Origin of the sequence: Arenimonas composti TR7-09 = DSM 18010, assembly GCF_000426365.1 — a bacterium.
GTDB lineage: Bacteria > Pseudomonadota > Gammaproteobacteria > Xanthomonadales > Xanthomonadaceae > Arenimonas > Arenimonas composti.
Map to the genome: position 1 here is coordinate 178,710 of NZ_KE384525.1, position 18,556 is coordinate 197,265.

Sequence of the window (18,556 nt, forward strand, 5' to 3'; positions counted from 1 at the left end):
TCCATCCTCCGCCACGCGCCGGCGTGGGACAATCGCCGCGATGCCCTGGTTCGTCTACCTGATCGAATGCCGCGACGGCAGCCTGTACACGGGCATCGCCACCGACGTCGCACGCCGTTTCCGCGAACATGCCGAAGGCCGCGGCGCCCGCTACACCCGCAGCCATCCGCCGGTGCGTCTGCTCGCGAGCTTCCCGCATCCGGACCGCTCGAGCGCGCTGAAGGCCGAGGCGGCGATGAAGAAGCTGACGCCGGCGGCGAAGCGCGCGTTGGCGACGTCGGCTGCCGGCGACGCCCCCGGGATCGCCGCCGCGGCGGAGGCGCCGAGTCCCGCATGAACCCGGCGACGAAGGCGCAGTGGCAGATCCACTTCTGCGTGCTGCTGTGGGGCTTCACCGCGATCCTCGGCAAGCTGATCACGCTGCCGGCGCTGACCCTGGTCGTGCAGCGCATGGCGATCGTCGCGCTGGTGCTGGCGCTGCTGCCGCGGGTCTGGCACGGGCTGCGCACGCTGCGGCCGCGGCTGCTGGCGACCTATGCCGGCATCGGCGTGCTGGTCGCGCTGCACTGGCTGACGTTCTACGGGGCGATCAAGCTGGCGAACGCCTCGGTCGCGGTGACCTGCATCGCCCTGGCCAGCGCGATGCTGCCGCTGGTCGAGCCCTGGGTGACCGGCTCGCGCTTCGATCCGCGCGAACTGCTGATCGGCGTCGCGGTGGTGCCCGGCGTCGCGCTGGTGGTCGGCGGCGTGCCCGAGGCGATGCACGCGGGCATCGTCGTCGGGGTGGTCTCGGCGCTGCTGGTGGCGGTGTTCGGGGCGCTGAACAAGCGCTACGTCGAGCGCGCCGACCACCTCACGGTGACCGCCGTCGAACTCGGTGCCGGCGGCGTCGTGCTCGCCCTGCTGGCGCCGCTGCTGCCGTGGTTCGGGCCGGCCTGGATCGCGCCGGGCCTGCACGACGGTGTGCTGCTGCTGATCCTCGCGCTGGCCTGCACCCTGCTGCCGTTCGCGCTGTCGCTGGTGGCGCTGCGGCACATGAGCGCGTTCTCGGCGCAGCTGGCGATCAACCTGGAGCCGGTCTACGCGATCCTGCTGGCGATCCTGCTGCTCGGCGAGCAGCGCGAGCTCGGGCCGATGTTCTATGCCGGTGTCGCGATCATCCTCGGCGGCGTGTTCGTGCACCCGTGGCTGGTGCGGCCACGGCTCAGCCCGGACCCCGACGTACCGCCGGCGTGAGCTCGAGGTTCCAGTCGCCGTCGATCAGCTGCACGACGCCGTCCTGGACCAGCACCTGGAAGCTCATGCCGCGCGCGAGCCGCGTCGCCAGCGCCGCGGTGGTCTCGGGACGCACGTCGAGCACGGTCAGGTTGCGGCAACGCGCCAGCGCGTCGGCGTTCTTCTCCCACCACAGGTCGGCGGCGCGGCCGCCGGTGGTGATGACGACGACTTCGCCGGCGCGGCCGCAGGCCTTGCGCACGCGCGACTCGTCCGGCTGCCCCAGGTCGATCCACTGCTCGATCGCACCGGTGAGGTCACGCCGCCAGAGGTCGGGTTCGTCGTCGCTGCTGATGCCGCGGCCGAAGGCCAGACGCTCGTCCGCGAACAGGGCGAACGCGAGCACCCGCGCCATCAGGCGCTCGTCGGTTTCCGATGGGTGCTGCGCGAGCACGAGCGCGTGCGTGCCGTAGTGGTGGCGGTCCATGTCGGAGACCTGCAGTTCGGCCTTGTGGACGGTGGATTTGAGGGCCATGGGCGGGGCTTCCGGGGCGGGCCCGGGAGCTTGCAGGATTCGCCGAGCGGGCGCATCCCCGTCGCGGCCCGGGAACCCGGCCGCGGTTGACCGCCGCGGCGCCGGCCGTGGACACTGGCCGGCGGGGATTGCCGTCGGGGAAAACGTCCATGTCGATTTTCGACCGGATCAGGAAGCTGTTCGGGAGTGGCGACGTCGCGCCAGCGGCGCCCGTGCGCCACGACATCACCGGCGAGACACCGCTGGTGCCGGCCACGAAGCCGAAGGCGAACGAGCGCCGCGTCAAGCCGCGGGTGAACGCACGGCCCGGCACGCGCATCCTCGTCGTCGACGACTCCGCGACGATCGTCGCGCTGCTCTCGCGCATGCTGCGCCAGAACGGCTACGAGGTCGTCGAAGCCGGCGACGCCGAGAGCGCCCTGGAACTCGCGCGCGCGCAGTTGCCGGAGCTGATCTTCCTCGACATCGTGCTGCCCGGCATGGACGGATTCGCCGCACTGCGCCAGCTGCGCCGCGACCCGTACACGCGCGACATCCCGGTGATCATGATCAGCGGCAACGAGCAGGCCACCGAGCAGTTCTACGTGCATCGCATCGGCGCCGACGACTTCATGAAGAAGCCGTTCTCGCGACCGGAAGTGTTCGCCCGCATCGAGCGCCTGCTCGACGCCACCCGCATCCCGCGCCGCCTGTCGCAGCTGCCGCCGAAGGCCGAGGAACACGACGACGAAAGCGCCGCCTGAGGGCGGCGTTTTCGCGATCTGTGACCGGGCGCACGGATTTTCCGTGACGGCCAGCGCGAAATGGGGCCGTTGTCGATGCCCCCGTAGCCGAAGCCCGCGCCGGTGCCCCCGCACCGGCGTTCTTCTTCCCGCCGCCCACGCAATGTAGGAGCGGCTTCAGCCGCGATGCCTTTCCCTTTCTCGCGGGGACGCAGGATCGCGGCTGAAGCCGCTCCTACAGGGGGGAGGATGCAGGATCGCGGCTGAAGCCGCTCCTACGGCATGACGCCGGCCAGGGATGCGATGAACTCGGCCGCCGGCACCGGCCTGCCGATCAGGTAGCCCTGCACGACATCGCAGTCGAGCGCACGCAGCGCTTCCAGCGTCGCGGCATCCTCGACGCCCTCGGCGACCACGCGGATGTCGAGGTGGTGGGCGAAGTGGATCATCGCCTCGACCAGCCGGGTCGAGCGCGGCGAGGACAGCATGCCGGTGACGAAGGACCGGTCCATCTTCAGTTCGGTCGCCGGGAACTCGCGCAGGTAGGCGAACGAGGAATTGCCGACGCCGAAATCGTCGATCGCGATGCCGACCCCGAGTTCGCCGAGCCGGCTCAGGATGTGCGCGCCGCGTTCGAGGTCGGCGATGATCGCGGTCTCGGTGACCTCGATCGTCACCTCGCCCGGGTCGACGTCCCACAGCGACAGCGCGTCCGACAGGTGTTCGACCAGGCCGCGTTCGACGAAGGCCACCGCCGACAGGTTGATCGACACCGGCAGCGCGATGCCGAGCCGACGGGCGTCGGCGATGTGCTTGAAGGTCGCGTTGACGCTCCAGCGCGTCAGGTCGGCGACCAGGCCCGAGGTTTCCGCGAGTTCGACGAACAGCGAGGGGCTGACCGCGCCCTGCCCCGGGTCGTGCCAGCGCGCCAGCGCCTCGGCGCCGGCGATGCGGTTCGTGCGCAGGTCGAGGAAGGGCTGCAGGTCGACCGTCAGGGCACCGCCGTGGATCGCGTCGCGCAGCGCCGCGGGATCGACGTCGAGGCTGAAGTCGCGCGCCGGGCTGATCGCCAGCCGGTCGGCCGAGCCGCGCGCCAGCGCCAGCGCGGCCTCTGCATGGCGGTACAGATGGTCGGCGTCGCGGCCGTGTTCGGGCGAGGTGGCGATGCCGATCGCGACCTGCACGCGCAGTGGCTGACCGTCGAGCTGCTGGGCGAGCTCGAATTCGCGCAGCAGCCGGGTCGCCGCCAGGGCCGCCATCGCCGGCTCGGAAAGGCTGTTGAGCAGGATCAGGAATTCGCCCGGGCCGAGCCGCAGCACCGTGTCGTCCGGGCGCATCACCGCCTGCGCGCGCAGGCGCACCAGTTCGACCAGCGCCTCCGCGCGCAGGTGGCCGTGCAGGATGCCGAAACGGCCGAGGCCCTCGATCGACAGCAGCAGCAGGCCGAGCGGGCGGCCGGCAGCGGCGGCGGCGTCGATGCCGGCCTGCAGGCGTTCGAACAGCGGGCGGCCGCGCAGGATGGAGCTCACGTCAGGTAGAGGTCCGAAGGATTGAGGCCGTAGGCGCCGGGCTCGAGCGCGGCGACGATGGTCACCGGGCCGCCGCGTTCGTCGGCGACCGTCATCAGGTCGACGTCGCGGAAGGGCTGGTAGCGCTCCTTGTCGGCGGTCAGCAGCAGCATCACCCGCGGCCGCAGCCGGCGCGCCTGGTTCTGCGCCATCACGATGCCGACCTGGCCGGTGCTCAGCTCGACCAGCGAGCCGGTCGGATAGACGCCGAGCGCCTGCATGAACTGCTCGACCAGCTCGCCCTGGAACAGCTGGTTGCCGGCCCGGTAGATCGTCTGCAGCGCCTCGTGCCGCGACACCGCGCGCTTGTGCGGCCTGCTGCTGGTCAGCGCGTCGTAGGTGTCCGCGAGCGCGCCGATGCGGCCGGCCAGCGGGATTTCCAGGCCCTTCTGGCCACGCGGGTAGCCGCCGCCGTCGTGGCGCTCGTGATGGCCGGCGATCATCTCGCGGACCCAGGTGCCGCCGATGCCGGCGGCCTCGATCGTGCGCAGGCCTTCCTCGACGTGCGACTGGATCCGCCGCCGGCCCTCGGTGCTCAGCGGGCGATGGTGGTTGAACAGGGTCTCGGGCACCCGCGCCTTGCCGATGTCGAGCAGCAGGCCGCCGGTGGCCAGTTCGACCAGTACCTCGCGCGGCAGCGCCAGCTGGCGGCCGAGCGCGGTGGCCAGCGCGCTGCAGTTCACCGCGTGCGAATACGCGTAGTCGTCGCGCTTCATCAGCCCGACCAGCCAGAACATCGCATCGGCATTGCGCAACAGGCTGCCGACCATGTGCTCCATCGCCTCGCGGACCTCGGCGCCGGACAGCTGGCGGCCCTCGCGGACGTCGCCGATCAGGCGTGAGGCCAGCGCGTGCACCTCGTCGCGCACCGCCAGCGCGCGCGGCAGCTCCTCGAGCAGGTCGGCGGTGTCGACCCAGGGCTTGCCGCCACGCGGAAGCCCGGACGGGCCGGTCTCCAGCGCCTCGACGGCCTGTGGATCGGGACCGGGGCCGCGTTCGACATCGACGAAGACGCTGGTGCACCAGGCCGCGAGCAGCTCGAGCTGCGCGTCGGTCTCGATGAAGAAGCCCTGGAAAGGGAAAGGCGTGCCGACCCAGTCGCGGTCCAGGCGACTGACGAACATACCCTTCCTGAGCAGGCCCACCAGGACCCGCTCTTCATGCAACGCCATCGGCCGCGCGCTCCCCTTGCCGGTCGGGGAGTAGCATGCCGTATCCGGACCATCCTGCGCACGCCATGGCCGACCCGCAGTTGCCGCTGGACCCGCGAACGATTTTCCTGCTGGCGACGCTGATGATCCTGCTCAACGGCGCGGTGCTGGGGCTGATGCACCGCAGCCTGGTCGCCGACGTGCAGCCCGCCGCCTCGGCCTGGCGCATCGGCACCCTGCTGGTCGCGATGGGCTGCCTGCTGCAGGCGCTGCAGACCTGGCTGCCGCCGATGCTCGCCCTTGGCCTGTCGAACGGCCTGCTGCTGGCCGGACTGACCGGCTACGTGCTGTCGCTGCGCCTGTTCGACGGCCGCGGCTGGCACCGCTGGCTGTTGCTGCCGACGCTGTTCGGCACCCTCGGCGTACTGTGGTTCATCGAGGTGCAGCCGGACCTGCCGGCGCGCATCGTCACGATGTCGGCGGCGATGTGCGTGATCCTGCTGGCCTGCGTGCGCGAACTGCGGCGCGAACGCCCGGCGGAGGCGATGACCAGCCGGCGGGTGCTGACCCTGATCTTCGCGCTGGTGGCGCTGCTCACCGCGGCGCGGCTCGGCATCACTGTCTACGCGCCGCCGGCCGGCAGCAATCTGCTGCAGCGGATGGGCCTGGTGCACATGCTGGCGCTGCTGGTGACGACCGCGCTGCCTGTGATCGGCACCACCGCCTTCGTGCTGATGTGCCTGGAGCGCATCCGCGGGCAGTGGCAGCAGGCGGCGTCGACCGACTACCTGACCAGCCTCGCCAACCGCCGTACCGTCGCCGAGGCCGGCGAACGCGCCCTGCACGCGGCCCGGCGGCAGCAGACGCCGCTGGCGGTGGCGATCATCGACGTCGACCACTTCAAGGTCGTGAACGACACCTGGGGACATGCGATCGGCGACCACGTGCTGCGCCATCTCGCCCGGCTGCTGGTCGACACCGCCCGCCGCAGCGACCTGCCGGGGCGCTACGGCGGCGAGGAATTCGTGCTGCTGCTCGAGGGCTCCGACGCCGGCCAGGCGGTGGCGGCCGGCGAACGTTTCCGCACGGCGCTCGCCGCCAGTCCCTGCGAGATCGCCGATGCGCCGCGGCCACTGACGGTGTCGATCGGCGTCGCCGTGCTGGATCCGGCCGACCGCAGCTTCGACGACCTGCTGCGGCGCGCCGACGCCGCCCTCTACGCCGCCAAGTCCGCCGGTCGCGACCGCCTGCACCTCGCCCCCTGAAACCAGGGAGACACGGGAGCCGAAGCGGGGGCGGAAACGGGGTCGGGGTACATTCCGGGACTTCCGCCACGTTCGCCGGCCCCGCGGCATCGGATCCCATGCCTCCGGGCTCGGCCCATCCACCCCGAAGGAGCACCGTGATGACGACCCGCCGTGCATTCCTCGCCGCTTCCGCCGCCCTCGCCGCCAGCGCCGCGCTCCCGGCGGCCGCCTCGACGCTCGTGCCGGTGATCGAACGCCGCGCGATTCCCGCCACCGGCGAAACCGTGCCCGCGATCGGCATGGGTACCTCCGGCAGCTTCGAGGTCGACGCCGCCGGTCGCGAGCCGCTGAAGGAGGTGCTGCGCCGCTTCGTCGCCGGCGGCGCCAGCGTCATCGACACCTCGCCGAACTATTCGAATGCCGAAGACGTCGTCGGCGACCTGCTGCACGAGCTCGGCCTGCGCGAGCGCATCTGGCTGGCGACCAAGCTCGCCGCCGACGACCGCGCCGCCGGCCAGGCGCAGTTCGCCGATTCGCTGCGCCGCCTGCGCACCGACCGGGTGGAGCTGCTGGCGGTGCACAACCTGCGCGACTGGCGCACCCAGCTGGCGCTGGCGCGCGATCTGAAGGCCCAGGGCAAGGTGAAATACGTCGGCCTGACCCATTACCGCGACGAGGCGCACGACGAACTCGCCGACATCGTCGCCGCCGAGAAACCCGACTGGGTGCAGATCAACTACTCGGTGTCGGCGGCGAATGCGGCGAAGCGGGTGCTGCCGGTGGCGCTGGACAACGGCGTCGCGGTGATGATCAACCGGGCCTTCGACGACGGCCGCCTGTTCGCCCGCGTCGCCGGGCGGCCGCTGCCGGCCTGGGCCGGCGAGGTCGGCGTGAGTTCGTGGGCGCAGATGTTCCTGAAGTTCGCGCTTTCGCACCCGGCGGTCACCGTCGTGATCCCCGCCACCGGCAAGCCGGAGCGGCAGAGCGACAACCTGCTCGCCGGCGGCGGCCCCTGGCTCGACGCCGCGCAGCAGGCCGAACTCGTGGCGATGTTCGCCGGATGACGGCGCCCGCACCGCTGCCGGAGCGCACCGGCCTGCGCCAGCTCGTCTCCCGCGTGCTGGCGATCGAACCGGCGGAGCTGCCGGCGGTGGTCGCGGCATGGCTGATGTTCCTGTTCGCGTTCACCGGCTACGCGCTGTTGCGGCCGGTGCGCGACGGCATCGGCTCGATCGGCGGCGGCCGCGACCTGCCGTGGCTGTTCAGCGCGACCTTCATCGCGACCCTGCTGATCATTCCGCTGTTCGGTGCGGTGGCCTCGAAGGTGTCGCGACGGCGGATCCTGCCGTGGTCGTACGCGTTCTTCGCCGCGGTGCTGTTCGCGCTGGCGGCGGCGTGGTCGCTGCGCCCGGACGAGCCCTGGGTCGGCCGCGCCTTCTACGTCTGGCTGTCGGTGCTGGTGCTGCCGGTGGTGTCGGTGGCCTGGAGCGTGCTCGCCGACCTGCTGCCGCTGGCCCAGGCCAAGCGCACGTTCGCGCTGATGGCCGCCGGCATCAGCGTCGGCGGCCTGGTCGGGCCGTTGCTGACCCGCCTGCTCGCCGGGCCGCTCGGCATCGCCGGTTTGATGGTGCTGGGGCCGTCGCTGATCCTGGTCTCGGTGCTGGCGGCGCTGTGGCTGCAGCGCTGGCGCGACCGCCACCCGCTGCCGGCGCTCGATGCGCAGGCACGGCGGGCGCCGCTCGGCGGCAACCCCTTCGCCGGCCTCACCGACGTGCTGCGTTCGCCCTACCTGCTCGGCATCGCGCTGTTCGTCGTGCTGCTGTCGAGCGTCACCACCTTCCTGTACTTCGAACAGGCGGCGCTGCTGGAGGCGGCCTTCCCGGCGCTCGAGCGCCGCACCGAAGTGCTGGCGACCATCGACACCGTCGTGCAGGCGCTGGCGCTGCTGACCCAGGTGTTCCTGACCGGCCGCATCGTGCAGCGCCTCGGCCTCGCGGTGCTGCTGTGCGCGGTACCGCTGACGATGGCCGCCGGCTTCGTGTGGCTGGCATTCGCGCCGACCTTCGCCGTGCTGGTCGTGGTGATGGTGGTGCGCCGCGCCGGCGAATACGCGCTGGCCCGCCCCGGCCGCGAACTGCTGTTCACCGTCGTGCCCGCCGAGGCCAAGTACAAGGCCAAGAACGTCATCGACACCGCCGTGTACCGCGGCGCCGATGCGGTGTCGGGCTGGGCGAAGGCCGGCATCGACGCGATCGCGGCCTTCCCGGCGCTCGTTTGCCTGGTCGGGGCCGGTCTCGCGCTGGCCTGGGGCTTCACCGGCTGGCGGCTGGCGCGTGCGCAGCAGCGGCGTGCCGGCGAGGCCGTTCCACCGCCGGGCTGATGGTGGCCCGCCCCGGCCCAGGCGTTAGCCGCACGCACCTTGTAAGCAACGATTACTCCAACTGGTCCGCTTCCGCTGTCGGCCCCGCCGTGGCGGCAGCACCGGCGCGCCATGGCGTGAAAGCGGCAAGCGGGACTAAGCGCCGGAGCGGCCGGACACGTCCGCGCCGCGCTTGCGCGCGCCCCCGCGGCGGTGGTCCCCTGCGCCCGCACCGGCGCCCTCCTCGTCCGGCGCGGCTTTCAGGCAACAGCCCCCTGGCGTTGACCTCACTCGGCAGGTCGTCGGCTTCCGGCGCCCTGCCGCTTTTTTTGCCTTCGTTGTGGGTCGATGGGCCCGGCGCAACGCGTGAGCGTCAGCGCGAGCGTTGGCTGAGGGCGACGCTGCCGAGGATGAGGGCGCAGGAGATGGCCATCGCCAGCGTGAGCGGCTCGCCGAGCAGGGCCCAGGCCCAGGCCACCGCCGCGACCGGCACCAGGTAGGTGACCGTCACCGCCCGCGCCGCGCCGACGCGCTGGATCAGGCGGTAATAGAGCGCGTAGGCCAGCCCGGTGCAGACCACGCCGAGGGCGATCGCCGAGCCCCAGGCGGCCAGCGATACCGGCTGCGCCGGCCATTGCGCGGCCGCGAACGGGGCGGTGAGCAGCGCCGCGCTGCCGAGGGTCGCCGCCGCCAGTGCCAGCGGCGGCAGGCCGGTGAACCAGCGCGGCACCAGGTTGGCGCCGATGCCGTACAGGAAGGCGGCGCCGACGCCGGCGGCGGCCGCCGCGGGCACGCCCGGGCCACCGGTCCGGTCGCCGGCGAGCACGACGACGCCGACGAAACCGACCGCCAGCGCGATCCACTTGCGCAGCGGAATGCGCTCGCGGAAGAACAGCCAGGCGACCAGGGCCGTGCACAGCACCGCCATCGCATTGGTGATCGCACCGACACCGGCCGGCGCCCGCTGCGCCGCCCAGGCGAACAGCACGAAGGGCACCGCCGAGTTGATCGCCCCGACGAGTACCAGCCGCGGCCAGCGCGCCGCCGGGAAGCTCGCGCGCTGCGCCCACAGGAAAGGCAGCAGGATCGCCGCGCCGAGACCGAGGCGCAGCTCGACCAGGGCGGCGGCGCCGAACTCCGGCGCGGCGATGCGCTGGAACAGGAACGAGGCGCCCCAGATCGCCGCCAGCAGGCCCAGTTCGACCGGGGTCAGCCAGGCGGCGGAACCGGCGGGCGCGACCGGCACGGCGACGGCGGGGTTCTTCATGGCGCGATCCAGATTGACGACTGGGCGCCATTGTCCTCCCGCCCGAGGGCCGCACAAGCGCATACTTTCGGGCCCAGCCACAAATCGGATTCGAGGCTCGCCATGGCCCTGCGTTCGGACTGGCTGCCGGCGCTGGCCGCCTTCGAGGCCGCCGCCCGGCACCAGAACTTCGCCCACGCCGCCGAAGAGCTGCACCTGACCGCCAGCGCGGTCAGCCACCACGTGCGCAAGCTCGAGGGGCGGCTCGGGGTCGCGCTGTTCCAGCGGCATGCGCGCGGCGTCGCGCTGACCGCCGAGGGCCGCCAGCTGGCCGACGCCGCCAGCAATGCGCTGGCCGATCTCGACGGCAGCCTGAAGGCGCTGCGGGGCGGCCGCGGCGAGACCGCCCGCGTGCGCCTCACGACCCTGCATTCGCTGAGCGTCAGCTGGCTGCTGCCGCGGCTGCCGCGCTTCGCCGCCGCCTTCCTGGACATCGCGCTGGCGCTGGAGACCGACACCGCGCTGGCCCGTTTCGACGATGGCGGCCCGGACCTCGGCATCCGCCACGGGCCCGGCCACTGGCCCGGGCTGACCGCGCATCCGCTGATGGACGAGGAACTGTTCGCGGTGGCGTCGCCTGCCCTGCCCGGCATCGACGCGCTGCGCGAGCCGGCCGACCTCCTGCGCCTGCCGCTGATCGCCGACCTCGCCCGCCAGGGCTGGCCGGACTGGTTCCGCGCCGCCGGCCTGCACGGGCCGCGGTTCGAGGAGCGCTGGCGCTTCGTCGACAGCACCGGCGCGATGCACGCGGCAGCGCAGGGGCTCGGGGTGGCGCTGGCGCGCGACCGCATCGCCCGGCCGTGGCTGGCCGACGGCCGCCTCGTGCGGCTGCCCTTCCCGTCCCTGCCGGCGCGCTGGAGCTACCACATCGTCTATCCCTCGCACCGGCGCCTGCGGGCGCCGGCGCAGGCGTTCGTGCGCTGGCTGCTCGACGACGTCGCGGAGTTCGGGCCATGAGCACGACGGAGAACACCGGCCCGACGATCTGGGTCGACGCCGACGCCTGCCCGAACCTGATCAAGGACGTGCTGTTCCGCGCCGCCGAACGCACGCGCCGGCCGCTGGTGCTGGTGGCCAACCAGTGGATCCGCACGCCACCCTCGCGCGTCATCCGCTCGCTGCAGTGCAGCGGCGGCCTCGACGAGGCCGACGACGAGATCGTGCGCCGCTGCGCCACCGGCGACCTGGTGATCACCGCGGACATCCCGCTGGCGGCGCGCGTCATCGAGAAGGGCGCGGCGGCGCTGAACCCGCGCGGCGAGCTCTATACCGCCGACTCGATCGCCCAGCGCCTGTCGATGCGCAACTTCATGGACGAGCTGCGCGGCGCCGGCATCGCCACCGGCGGCCCGCCGGCCCTGCATCCGCGCGAGGTGCAGGCGTTCGCGAACGCGCTGGACGGCTGGCTGCGCAGGAACAGCCCGTAGGCTGTGTCCTTTTGTAGGAGCGGCTTCAGCCGCGATCCCCTCCCTCGCGCGAAGCGCGCACTTTCGCGCGAAAATCCGTCGTTGTAGGCGCGGCTTCAGCCGCGATCCCTGCCTCGCGCGAAGCGCGTGCTTTCGCGGGAGAATCCAGTGAAGAGCAGGATCGCGGCTGAAGCCGCTCCTACAAGCGACGTCATACGAACTGTGAAACAACCCATGCCGACCATCGACTTCGAACTCGACCGCGACCACGTCGCCCTCAACGACCTGCTGCACCTGACCGGCGTCGTCGACACCGGCGGCATGGGCAAGGCCCTTGTCGCGAGTGGTGCGGTCGAGGTCGACGGCGCCCTCGAGCTGCGCAAGACCGCGAAGATCCGCGCCGGCCAGGTCGTGCGGGTGGAGACGGCGGAGGCGATCGTCGAGATCAGGGTCCGCGACTGATGCCCCACATCCCGTACAACTCGTAGGAGCGGCTTCAGCCGCGATGCTCTTCTCCGCCATCCGGCCGGAACCGTTAAGAGCATCGCGGCTGAAGCCGCTCCTGCAACGCGAGCGGGGAGTTCGCGGCTGAAGCCGCTCCTACACTGCCGGCGGGGCTTGCATGCAGAAGAAATTGAGCTTGTTGCCGTCGGGGTCGCGGAAGTAGCCGCCGTAGAAACCGAAGCCGCGGTCGCCGGGGGCGCCCTCGTCGCTGCCGCCCAGCGACAGCGCCAGCGCGTGCAGCTGGTCGACCTGCGCCTGCTCGCGGACGACCAGGGCCGTCATGTGGCCATTGCCCGGATGGTGCGGCTGGCCGTCGTAGGGTTTCACCAGGGCGATGCCGGGCTGATTCCTGCCGGCACTGTAGAGCACGAAACGCTCGCCGATCGCGAAGCCGCGCTTGCCGCCGATCGGCGCCAGCAGGGCGTCGTAGAAGGCCTTCGCCCGCTCCATGTCGTTCGTACCCAGCGTCACGTAACCGATCATCGCGCTCTCCCGTTTTCCCCAGCTTGCAGCTGCCGCCGCGCCGGCACCAGCGCCGTTTCCGACAGCCGTGGCGGACACGGGGCAACAAAGCACAACAACGGATCACACGGAAACAGCGGATAAAGCCCTTTGCTCGATCGGCTGTTATCGGCTCTGACCCGTTGTGATCTGCGACACGAAACCCGGTGCAGGGTCAGCGGAGCATCGGCAGCTTCAGCCCCTGCTCGCGCGCGCAGTCGATGGCGATGTCGTAGCCGGCGTCGGCGTGGCGCATCACGCCGGTGCCGGGGTCGTTCCAGAGCACGCGGGCGAGGCGCCTGTCGGCCGCTTCGCTGCCGTCGCAGACGATGACGACGCCGCTGTGCTGGCTGTAGCCCATGCCGACGCCGCCGCCGTGGTGCAGGCTCACCCACGTCGCGCCGCCGGCGACGTTGAGCATGGCGTTCAGCAGCGGCCAGTCGGAAACGGCGTCGCTGCCGTCCTTCATCGCTTCCGTTTCGCGGTTCGGTGAGGCGACGCTGCCGCTGTCGAGATGATCGCGGCCGATCACGACCGGCGCCTTCAGTTCGCCCTTGCGCACCATTTCATTGAATGCGAGCGCGAGCCTGTGGCGCTGGCCGAGGCCGACCCAGCAGATGCGCGCCGGCAGGCCCTGGAAGCTGATGCGCTCCTTCGCCATGTCGAGCCAGCGGTGCAGGTGCGGGTCGTCGGGGATCAGCTCCTTCACCTTCGCGTCGGTCCGGTAGATGTCCTCGGGATCGCCGCTCAGCGCGACCCAGCGGAAGGGACCGACGCCGCGACAGAACAGCGGCCGCACATAGGCCGGCACGAAACCGGGGAAATCGAAGGCGTTCGTGCAGCCGGCATCGGAGGCCATCTGGCGGATGTTGTTGCCGTAGTCGAACACCGGCACGCCCATGCGCTGGAAGGCGAGCATCGCCTCGACGTGCACGCGCATCGACTTCTTCGCGAGATCGCGCATGCGCTCCGGCACGACGTCCTGCGCCTCTTCCCACTCGGCGACGGTCAGGCCCTGCGGCAGGTAGCCGCGCAGCGGATCGTGCGCCGAGGTCTGGTCGGTGACCGCGTCCGGGCGCACGCCACGCCGCACCAGCTCCGGCAGCACGTCTGCGGCATTGCCGAGCAGCGCGATCGACTTCGCCGCGCCGGCGGCGGTGTACTTCGCGATCCGCGCCAGCGCATCGTCGATGTCGGTCGCCTGCTCGTCGACGTAGCGGGTGCGCAGGCGGAAATCGATGCTGCTCTGCCGGCATTCGATCGTCAGCGAACAGGCACCGGCCAGCGACGCCGCCAGCGGCTGCGCGCCGCCCATGCCGCCGAGGCCGGCGGTCAGGATCCATTTGCCGGTGAGGTCGCCACCGTAATGCTGGCGACCCATTTCGACGAAGGTCTCGTAGGTGCCCTGGACGATGCCCTGCGAGCCGATGTAGATCCACGAGCCCGCCGTCATCTGGCCGTACATCATCAGGCCCTTGCGATCGAGCTCGTTGAAGTGTTCCCAGGTGGCCCAGTGCGGCACCAGGTTGGAATTCGCGATCAGAACCCGCGGCGCATCCGGGTGCGAGGGGAACACGCCGACCGGCTTGCCCGACTGCACCAGCAGGGTCTCGTCGTCACCGAGGGTCTTCAGTGTCGCCAGGATGCGGTCGAAGCAGTCCCAGTCGCGGGCGGCGCGGCCGATGCCGCCGTAAACGACCAGATCGGTGGGGCGCTCGGCGACCTCGGGATCCAGGTTGTTCTGCAGCATGCGGAACGGCGCTTCGGTCAGCCAGGAGCGGCAGCTGAGCTCGGTGCCGCGCGGCGCGCGGATGGTGCGGGACGGGTCGTGACGGTTCGCGGACATCGGGACGGACTCGGGGAGCGTTGGGGCGGGATTCTAGCCGCCCCGCCGCTCCCGCCCCATCCCGGGGCCCTTCGGCTCAGAGCCGCGAGTCGAGGCGCTCGAGCGCTTCGGCGGTGCTGCCGGCACCGGTGCGGTCCAGGTCCTCGCGCGAATACGAGGAACCGGGCAGGCCGTTGCAGCCGTTGGCGTCGGGCTTGCGGCGGATCAGGGTGCCGGTGGAGCGCACGCAGCCGGTGTCGTTGACGATCCGCGGCTTGGTCAGGCCTTCGCCGGCGATGACGATGTTCTCGTCCTTGCGGGCGTCGGCGGCGTCGGCCTCGGCGACCGTGACCGGGGTTTCGTCCGCGGCGACCGGTTCGCCGGCGAGCGCGGACGCGGTGACGCCGCAACCGGCGAGCAGCAGGACGGAGGTGAGCGCGATGCGGTTCATGGGCATCTCCTTGCTGGGGGACGAGCCGAGTCTATGCCCGCCCCGCGGGCGTCGAGCGCGGAAGCGAATTCCCGGTTCGGCTGCCGTTCGGGAACCGGATACGCCGGTGAACGCCCCGCGACGACGAGGTCAGTGGCCGCTGCGCCGGAAGGTCGAGCGCCGCACCATCCATTCCGAGACGAGCAGCGCGCCGACTGCCAGCACCACCGACACGATCGCGAGCCGGCCGATGCCGGCTTCGCCTTCGGGCACCTGCATCAGGCTGTGCATCGCCAGCGCAAGCGTGCGCGTCTCGCCGGGGATGTTGGAGACGAAGGTGATCGTCGCGCCGAACTCGCCGAGCGCCTTCGCGAACGCCAGCGCCATGCCGGCGGCGATGCCCGGCAGGCTCAGCGGCAGCACGACGCGGCGGAAGCGCGTCCACGGTCCGGCGCCGAGGCTCAGCGCCATCTCGTGGATCTCGTGCGGGATCGCCTCGATCGACAGCCGGATCGCGCGCACGAACAGTGGGAAGGCCATCACCGCGGCGGCGATCACCGCCCCGGTCCAGCGGAACGCGAACGTCAGCCCGAACCAGCTCTCCAGCCACTGCCCGATCGCCCCCTGGCGGCCGAACAGCACCAGCAGCACGTAGCCGGTCAGCACCGGCGGCAGCAGCAGCGGCAGATGCACGAAGGTGTCGAGCAGCAATTTGCCGCGGAAATACGGCCGCGCCAGCGCCATCGCCGCCAGCAGCGCGAACGGCAGCGCGACCACCACCGCCAGCGCCGCGATGCGCAGGCTGAGCAGCAGGATCGTGATTTCGTCCGCGGTCGGCATCAGCCCGGCGTCGGCGACGGCGGACAACGGCGGCCGTCCGGCATCGTGAAGCCGGCGCGCACGAAGATGCACGTGGCCACCGGCGAGCGCAGGAACGCGAGGAACCCGTCGCTGCGCGCCGCCGGCGTACCGGCGATCCGCGCGGCCGGGTAGACGATCGGTGCGTGCGTGTCCGCCGGGAACGTCGCCAGCACGCGCACCCGGCGCTCGGCACGGGCGTCGCTCGCGTAGACGATGCCGAGCGGCACCTCGCCGCGGGCGACGAAGGCCAGCGCCGCGCGCACGTTGTCCGCCTGCACGAGCCGCCCGGCGACCGCGTCCCAGAGGTCCTGCGCCTGCAGCGCCTGTTTCGCATAGCGCCCGGCCGGCACCGACGCGGTGTCGGCGACCGCCAGCCGGCCGGATTCGCCCAGCCGCGCCGCCAGCGCCGTGCGCGGCGTCATCGTCGGCGCCGGATCGTTCGCGCCGGTGACGATGACGAGGCGGTTGCCGAGCAGGTCGGTGCGCGTCGCCGCGTCGACGAGGCGGCGCTGCTGCAGGTGGTCCATCCACGCCAGATCGGCACTGATGAAGACCTGCGCCGGCGCGCCGCGTTCGATCTGGCGTGCGAGCTGGGCGCTGCCGGCGTACGAGATCACGACGCGCTGGCCGCTCTCCTGCGTCCACGCCGCGGCGACCTCGTCCAGGCTGCCCTGCAGGCTCGCCGCGGCGAACACCACGACGTCCTCGGGCGCCTGCGCACGCGCGACGCCGGCGAGCGCCAGCACCACGCCCGCCACCCACGCCAGTTTCCGTCCGGCTCCGCTCATTCCACATCTCCCGCATCCCGCTACCCCGATCTTGCCATGACCGGTTTCGCGGACGGCGATGTCACATGCCGCGGAAGCGGTGCAGGAAGGCGGCGCTGACGGGGAGACGATCGGCGCGACCGCGCAGCGAGAGCACGTGCCGGCCGAGTTCGTCCTTGCGCACCCGGTCGATCGCGGCGACGCGCACGACCACGCCGCGATGTACCTGCCAGAACGTGTCGGGATCGAGGCCGGCGAGCAGTTCCTTCAGCGGCGTGCGGATCACCGCCTCGTCGCTGCCGGTGACCACGCGCACGTATTTGTCCTGCGCCTGGAAATACAGCACCTCGTCGATGCCGAGCATGCGCACGCTGTCGCCCACCGAGGCGCTGATCCAGCGGATCAGCCGCTCGCCCTGGGGCCGCAGCTTCTCCTCCAGGGCCCGCAACCGCTCACCGGCATCGGCGCGCGGCGTCGCCAGGCGTTCGCGCAGCCGGGCCACCGCCTGTGCCAGACGCGCCGGCGCGACCGGCTTCAGCAGGTAGTCGACCGCCCCGGCCTCGAAGGCGCGGATCGCGTAATCGTCGTAGGCAGTCGTGAACACGACGAGGCCGCCACCGGCGACCACCGCGCGGGCGACGTCGAGGCCGTTGACGCCGGGCATGCGGATGTCGAGGAAGGCCACCTGCGGCCGGTGCCGCGCCGCCTCCTCGAGCGCGGCGAGTCCGTCCTCGCAGGCGGCGACGACCTCGAGCTCCGGCCAGGCCTCGGCGAGCATCTCGAGCAGCGCGGCGCGCTGCGGCGGCTCGTCCTCGGCGACGAGGGCGTGGATGCGGCTCATCGCGACGCCTCCGCCGCAGGACTGGTCACCCCCTCTGTAGGAGCGCCTTCAGGCGCGATCGGCATCGCGCCTGAAGGCGCTCCTACAGGGGGGAGTTGCGGGTAGGGGATGGCGATTTCGGCGACCGCGCCGCGCCCCGCGAGTCCGCGCAGGCTCAGGCTCGCCGCATCGCCGAACCGGGCGGCGAGCTGTTCGCGCACGTTGGCCAGGCCGACACCGCTGCCGATGCCCGGCTGCAGGCCGGCGCCGTCGTCGACGACGCTGACCACGAGGCGGCCACTCTTGACCGATCCGCGCACCTCCACCCGGCCCGGGCCGGGCTGCGGTTCGATGCCGTGCTTGATCGCGTTCTCGACCAGGGTGATCAGCAGCAGCGGCGGGAACGGCAGCGCGCGCAGTGCCGGTTCGGCCTCGACCGCGTACGACAGCCGGCCGCCGGTGCGCAGCTTCATCAGCTGCAGATAGCTGGCGCAGATGTCGAGCTGCTGGCCGAGGGTCGAATGCAGCGCCGCCTGGCCGTCGCGCAGTTTCGGGATCGTCGCGCGCAGGTGATCGACCAGCGCGTCCAGCGTCGCCTCCGCCATCGCCGGATCCTGGCGCACCAGCGCACGCACCGAGGCGAGCGTGTTGAACAGGAAATGCGGCTCGACCTGCGCCTGCAGCAGACCGAGGCGCTGGTCGGCCTGTTCGGCGCGCCGGCGCAGGGCCAGCAGCTCGCGCTGCCGGCTGGCCTCCTGCCAGCGCCGGCTCTCGCTGAAGTAGGCACGCAGCGCGAACGCACCGCCCAGGACGCCGTAGATCGACAGCAGCACGAGCCCGTTGATCGCCAGCGCGACCGTCTTCAGTTCCGGCGCGACCGCCTTCCGGCGCTCGGGCACCATGCCCTGGTCGACCATGCGCGCCTCGACATGGGTCTCGACATAGCCGGAGGCCCAGCGGTCGGCGGCGAAGGCCACGGCGATGCCGAGCAGGATCGCCACGACGACGCCGATCCGCTCCGTGCGCGCACGCCAGCGCCGGTGTCGCACCCAGGTCGCCAGCGCCGGCCCCACCATGCACATCGCCGCGAAGGCGATGAACATGTGCACGCCGGCCATCAGGCCGATGTGGACGTCGTGCACCACCGCGCCGGCGCCGAAGCCGACGATCAGCGCGAAGGCGGTGATGGCCGCCGCGAAGCGCCAGCTGCGCCCGAGCAGCCACGGCAGGCTGAACACCGGGAAGCGGCGATAGCGGCCGAGCACGTGGTCGCCGCCGAGCAGCACCTCGGCCGGCAGCGCTTCCTGCAGCGAATAGTCACGCACGGGGACGTCCATCG

20 protein-coding genes are annotated in these 18,556 nt (G+C 71.9%); 9 read left to right on the top strand and 11 right to left on the bottom strand.

Features of this window, described 5'->3' with window-relative positions:
- Nucleotides 1–40: 40 nt before the first annotated feature.
- Both K311_RS17240 and K311_RS0114300 read left to right on the top strand, forming a co-directional pair.
- Nucleotides 41–337, top strand: coding sequence for a GIY-YIG nuclease family protein (locus K311_RS17240; protein ID WP_043798216.1), 297 nt, complete (start codon nucleotides 41–43; stop codon nucleotides 335–337).
- Nucleotides 334–1,236 carry a DMT family transporter gene (locus K311_RS0114300; RefSeq protein ID WP_026817854.1) on the top strand — a complete coding sequence of 301 codons (903 nt, stop codon included), beginning with the start codon at nucleotides 334–336 and terminating at the stop codon, nucleotides 1,234–1,236. The genes K311_RS17240 and K311_RS0114300 overlap by 4 nt, the downstream gene beginning before the upstream one ends.
- Here K311_RS0114300 and K311_RS0114305 read toward each other — a convergent pair.
- On the bottom strand, nucleotides 1,205–1,750 hold the full coding sequence (locus K311_RS0114305; protein ID WP_026817855.1) for a YaeQ family protein: 546 nt from the start codon (nucleotides 1,748–1,750) through the stop codon (nucleotides 1,205–1,207). The genes K311_RS0114300 and K311_RS0114305 overlap by 32 nt on opposite strands.
- 149 nt (nucleotides 1,751–1,899) lie before the next feature.
- Here K311_RS0114305 and K311_RS17245 point away from each other — a divergent pair, with 149 nt between their 5' ends.
- Nucleotides 1,900–2,493: a response regulator gene (locus tag K311_RS17245; RefSeq protein ID WP_081683484.1), complete on the top strand. Its 594-nt coding sequence runs from the start codon at nucleotides 1,900–1,902 to the stop codon at nucleotides 2,491–2,493.
- A gap of 254 nt (nucleotides 2,494–2,747) precedes the next feature.
- Here the strand turns inward: K311_RS17245 and K311_RS0114315 are convergent, their stop codons facing one another.
- Both K311_RS0114315 and K311_RS0114320 read right to left on the bottom strand, forming a co-directional pair.
- The gene (locus tag K311_RS0114315) at nucleotides 2,748–4,001 is read right to left on the bottom strand and encodes a putative bifunctional diguanylate cyclase/phosphodiesterase (protein WP_051240203.1); all 1,254 of its coding nucleotides are present in this window, start codon (nucleotides 3,999–4,001) and stop codon (nucleotides 2,748–2,750) included.
- Nucleotides 3,998–5,212, bottom strand: coding sequence for an HD-GYP domain-containing protein (locus tag K311_RS0114320; RefSeq protein WP_026817857.1), 1,215 nt, complete (start codon nucleotides 5,210–5,212; stop codon nucleotides 3,998–4,000). The genes K311_RS0114315 and K311_RS0114320 overlap by 4 nt, the downstream gene beginning before the upstream one ends.
- A 65-nt stretch (nucleotides 5,213–5,277) precedes the next feature.
- On the opposite strand from K311_RS0114320, the gene K311_RS0114325 reads away from it, so the two are divergent.
- The 3 genes from K311_RS0114325 (at nucleotide 5,278) to K311_RS0114335 (ending at nucleotide 8,818) form a co-directional block, all read left to right on the top strand.
- Nucleotides 5,278–6,456 (top strand): GGDEF domain-containing protein, encoded by a 1,179-nt coding sequence (locus tag K311_RS0114325; protein WP_051240205.1) that lies wholly within the window; start codon nucleotides 5,278–5,280, stop codon nucleotides 6,454–6,456.
- Nucleotides 6,457–6,596: 140 nt separating this feature from the next.
- Nucleotides 6,597–7,502 carry an aldo/keto reductase gene (locus K311_RS0114330; RefSeq protein ID WP_026817859.1) on the top strand — a complete coding sequence of 302 codons (906 nt, stop codon included), beginning with the start codon at nucleotides 6,597–6,599 and terminating at the stop codon, nucleotides 7,500–7,502.
- On the top strand, nucleotides 7,499–8,818 hold the full coding sequence (locus K311_RS0114335; RefSeq protein ID WP_051240206.1) for an NTP/NDP exchange transporter: 1,320 nt from the start codon (nucleotides 7,499–7,501) through the stop codon (nucleotides 8,816–8,818). Before K311_RS0114330 ends, K311_RS0114335 begins: the two co-directional genes overlap by 4 nt.
- 352 nt (nucleotides 8,819–9,170) lie before the next feature.
- Here the strand turns inward: K311_RS0114335 and K311_RS0114340 are convergent, their stop codons facing one another.
- A complete protein-coding gene (locus K311_RS0114340) occupies nucleotides 9,171–10,064 on the bottom strand; it encodes a DMT family transporter (RefSeq protein WP_051240207.1) in 894 nt (297 codons plus the stop codon).
- Nucleotides 10,065–10,166: 102 nt separating this feature from the next.
- Here K311_RS0114340 and K311_RS17250 point away from each other — a divergent pair, with 102 nt between their 5' ends.
- The 3 genes from K311_RS17250 (at nucleotide 10,167) to K311_RS0114355 (ending at nucleotide 11,971) form a co-directional block, all read left to right on the top strand.
- A complete protein-coding gene (locus K311_RS17250; protein ID WP_043798214.1) occupies nucleotides 10,167–11,060 on the top strand; it encodes a LysR substrate-binding domain-containing protein in 894 nt (297 codons plus the stop codon).
- Nucleotides 11,057–11,530, top strand: a complete 474-nt coding sequence (locus K311_RS0114350) for a YaiI/YqxD family protein (RefSeq protein ID WP_026817862.1) — start codon at nucleotides 11,057–11,059, stop codon at nucleotides 11,528–11,530. The genes K311_RS17250 and K311_RS0114350 overlap by 4 nt, the downstream gene beginning before the upstream one ends.
- A 213-nt stretch (nucleotides 11,531–11,743) precedes the next feature.
- Nucleotides 11,744–11,971 carry an RNA-binding S4 domain-containing protein gene (locus tag K311_RS0114355; RefSeq protein ID WP_026817863.1) on the top strand — a complete coding sequence of 76 codons (228 nt, stop codon included), beginning with the start codon at nucleotides 11,744–11,746 and terminating at the stop codon, nucleotides 11,969–11,971.
- 138 nt (nucleotides 11,972–12,109) lie between these two features.
- On the opposite strand, the gene K311_RS0114360 is transcribed toward K311_RS0114355, so the two are convergent.
- From K311_RS0114360 to K311_RS17260, 7 genes are all read right to left on the bottom strand, one after another.
- Nucleotides 12,110–12,496: a VOC family protein gene (locus tag K311_RS0114360; RefSeq protein WP_026817864.1), complete on the bottom strand. Its 387-nt coding sequence runs from the start codon at nucleotides 12,494–12,496 to the stop codon at nucleotides 12,110–12,112.
- A gap of 193 nt (nucleotides 12,497–12,689) precedes the next feature.
- Nucleotides 12,690–14,360, bottom strand: a complete 1,671-nt coding sequence (gene hutU, locus K311_RS0114365; protein WP_026817865.1) for a urocanate hydratase — start codon at nucleotides 14,358–14,360, stop codon at nucleotides 12,690–12,692.
- 76 nt (nucleotides 14,361–14,436) lie between these two features.
- A complete protein-coding gene (locus K311_RS17255; RefSeq protein WP_043798212.1) occupies nucleotides 14,437–14,790 on the bottom strand; it encodes a hypothetical protein in 354 nt (117 codons plus the stop codon).
- A gap of 129 nt (nucleotides 14,791–14,919) precedes the next feature.
- Nucleotides 14,920–15,609 (bottom strand): molybdate ABC transporter permease subunit, encoded by a 690-nt coding sequence (gene modB / locus K311_RS0114375; RefSeq protein ID WP_154659596.1) that lies wholly within the window; start codon nucleotides 15,607–15,609, stop codon nucleotides 14,920–14,922.
- A complete protein-coding gene (gene modA / locus K311_RS0114380; protein WP_026817867.1) occupies nucleotides 15,609–16,418 on the bottom strand; it encodes a molybdate ABC transporter substrate-binding protein in 810 nt (269 codons plus the stop codon). The genes modB and modA overlap by 1 nt, the downstream gene beginning before the upstream one ends.
- Before the next feature lie 61 nt (nucleotides 16,419–16,479).
- The gene (locus K311_RS0114385) at nucleotides 16,480–17,238 is read right to left on the bottom strand and encodes a LytR/AlgR family response regulator transcription factor (protein ID WP_026817868.1); all 759 of its coding nucleotides are present in this window, start codon (nucleotides 17,236–17,238) and stop codon (nucleotides 16,480–16,482) included.
- The gene (locus K311_RS17260; protein WP_081683486.1) at nucleotides 17,235–18,554 is read right to left on the bottom strand and encodes a sensor histidine kinase; all 1,320 of its coding nucleotides are present in this window, start codon (nucleotides 18,552–18,554) and stop codon (nucleotides 17,235–17,237) included. The genes K311_RS0114385 and K311_RS17260 overlap by 4 nt, the downstream gene beginning before the upstream one ends.
- Nucleotides 18,555–18,556 lie beyond the last annotated feature (2 nt).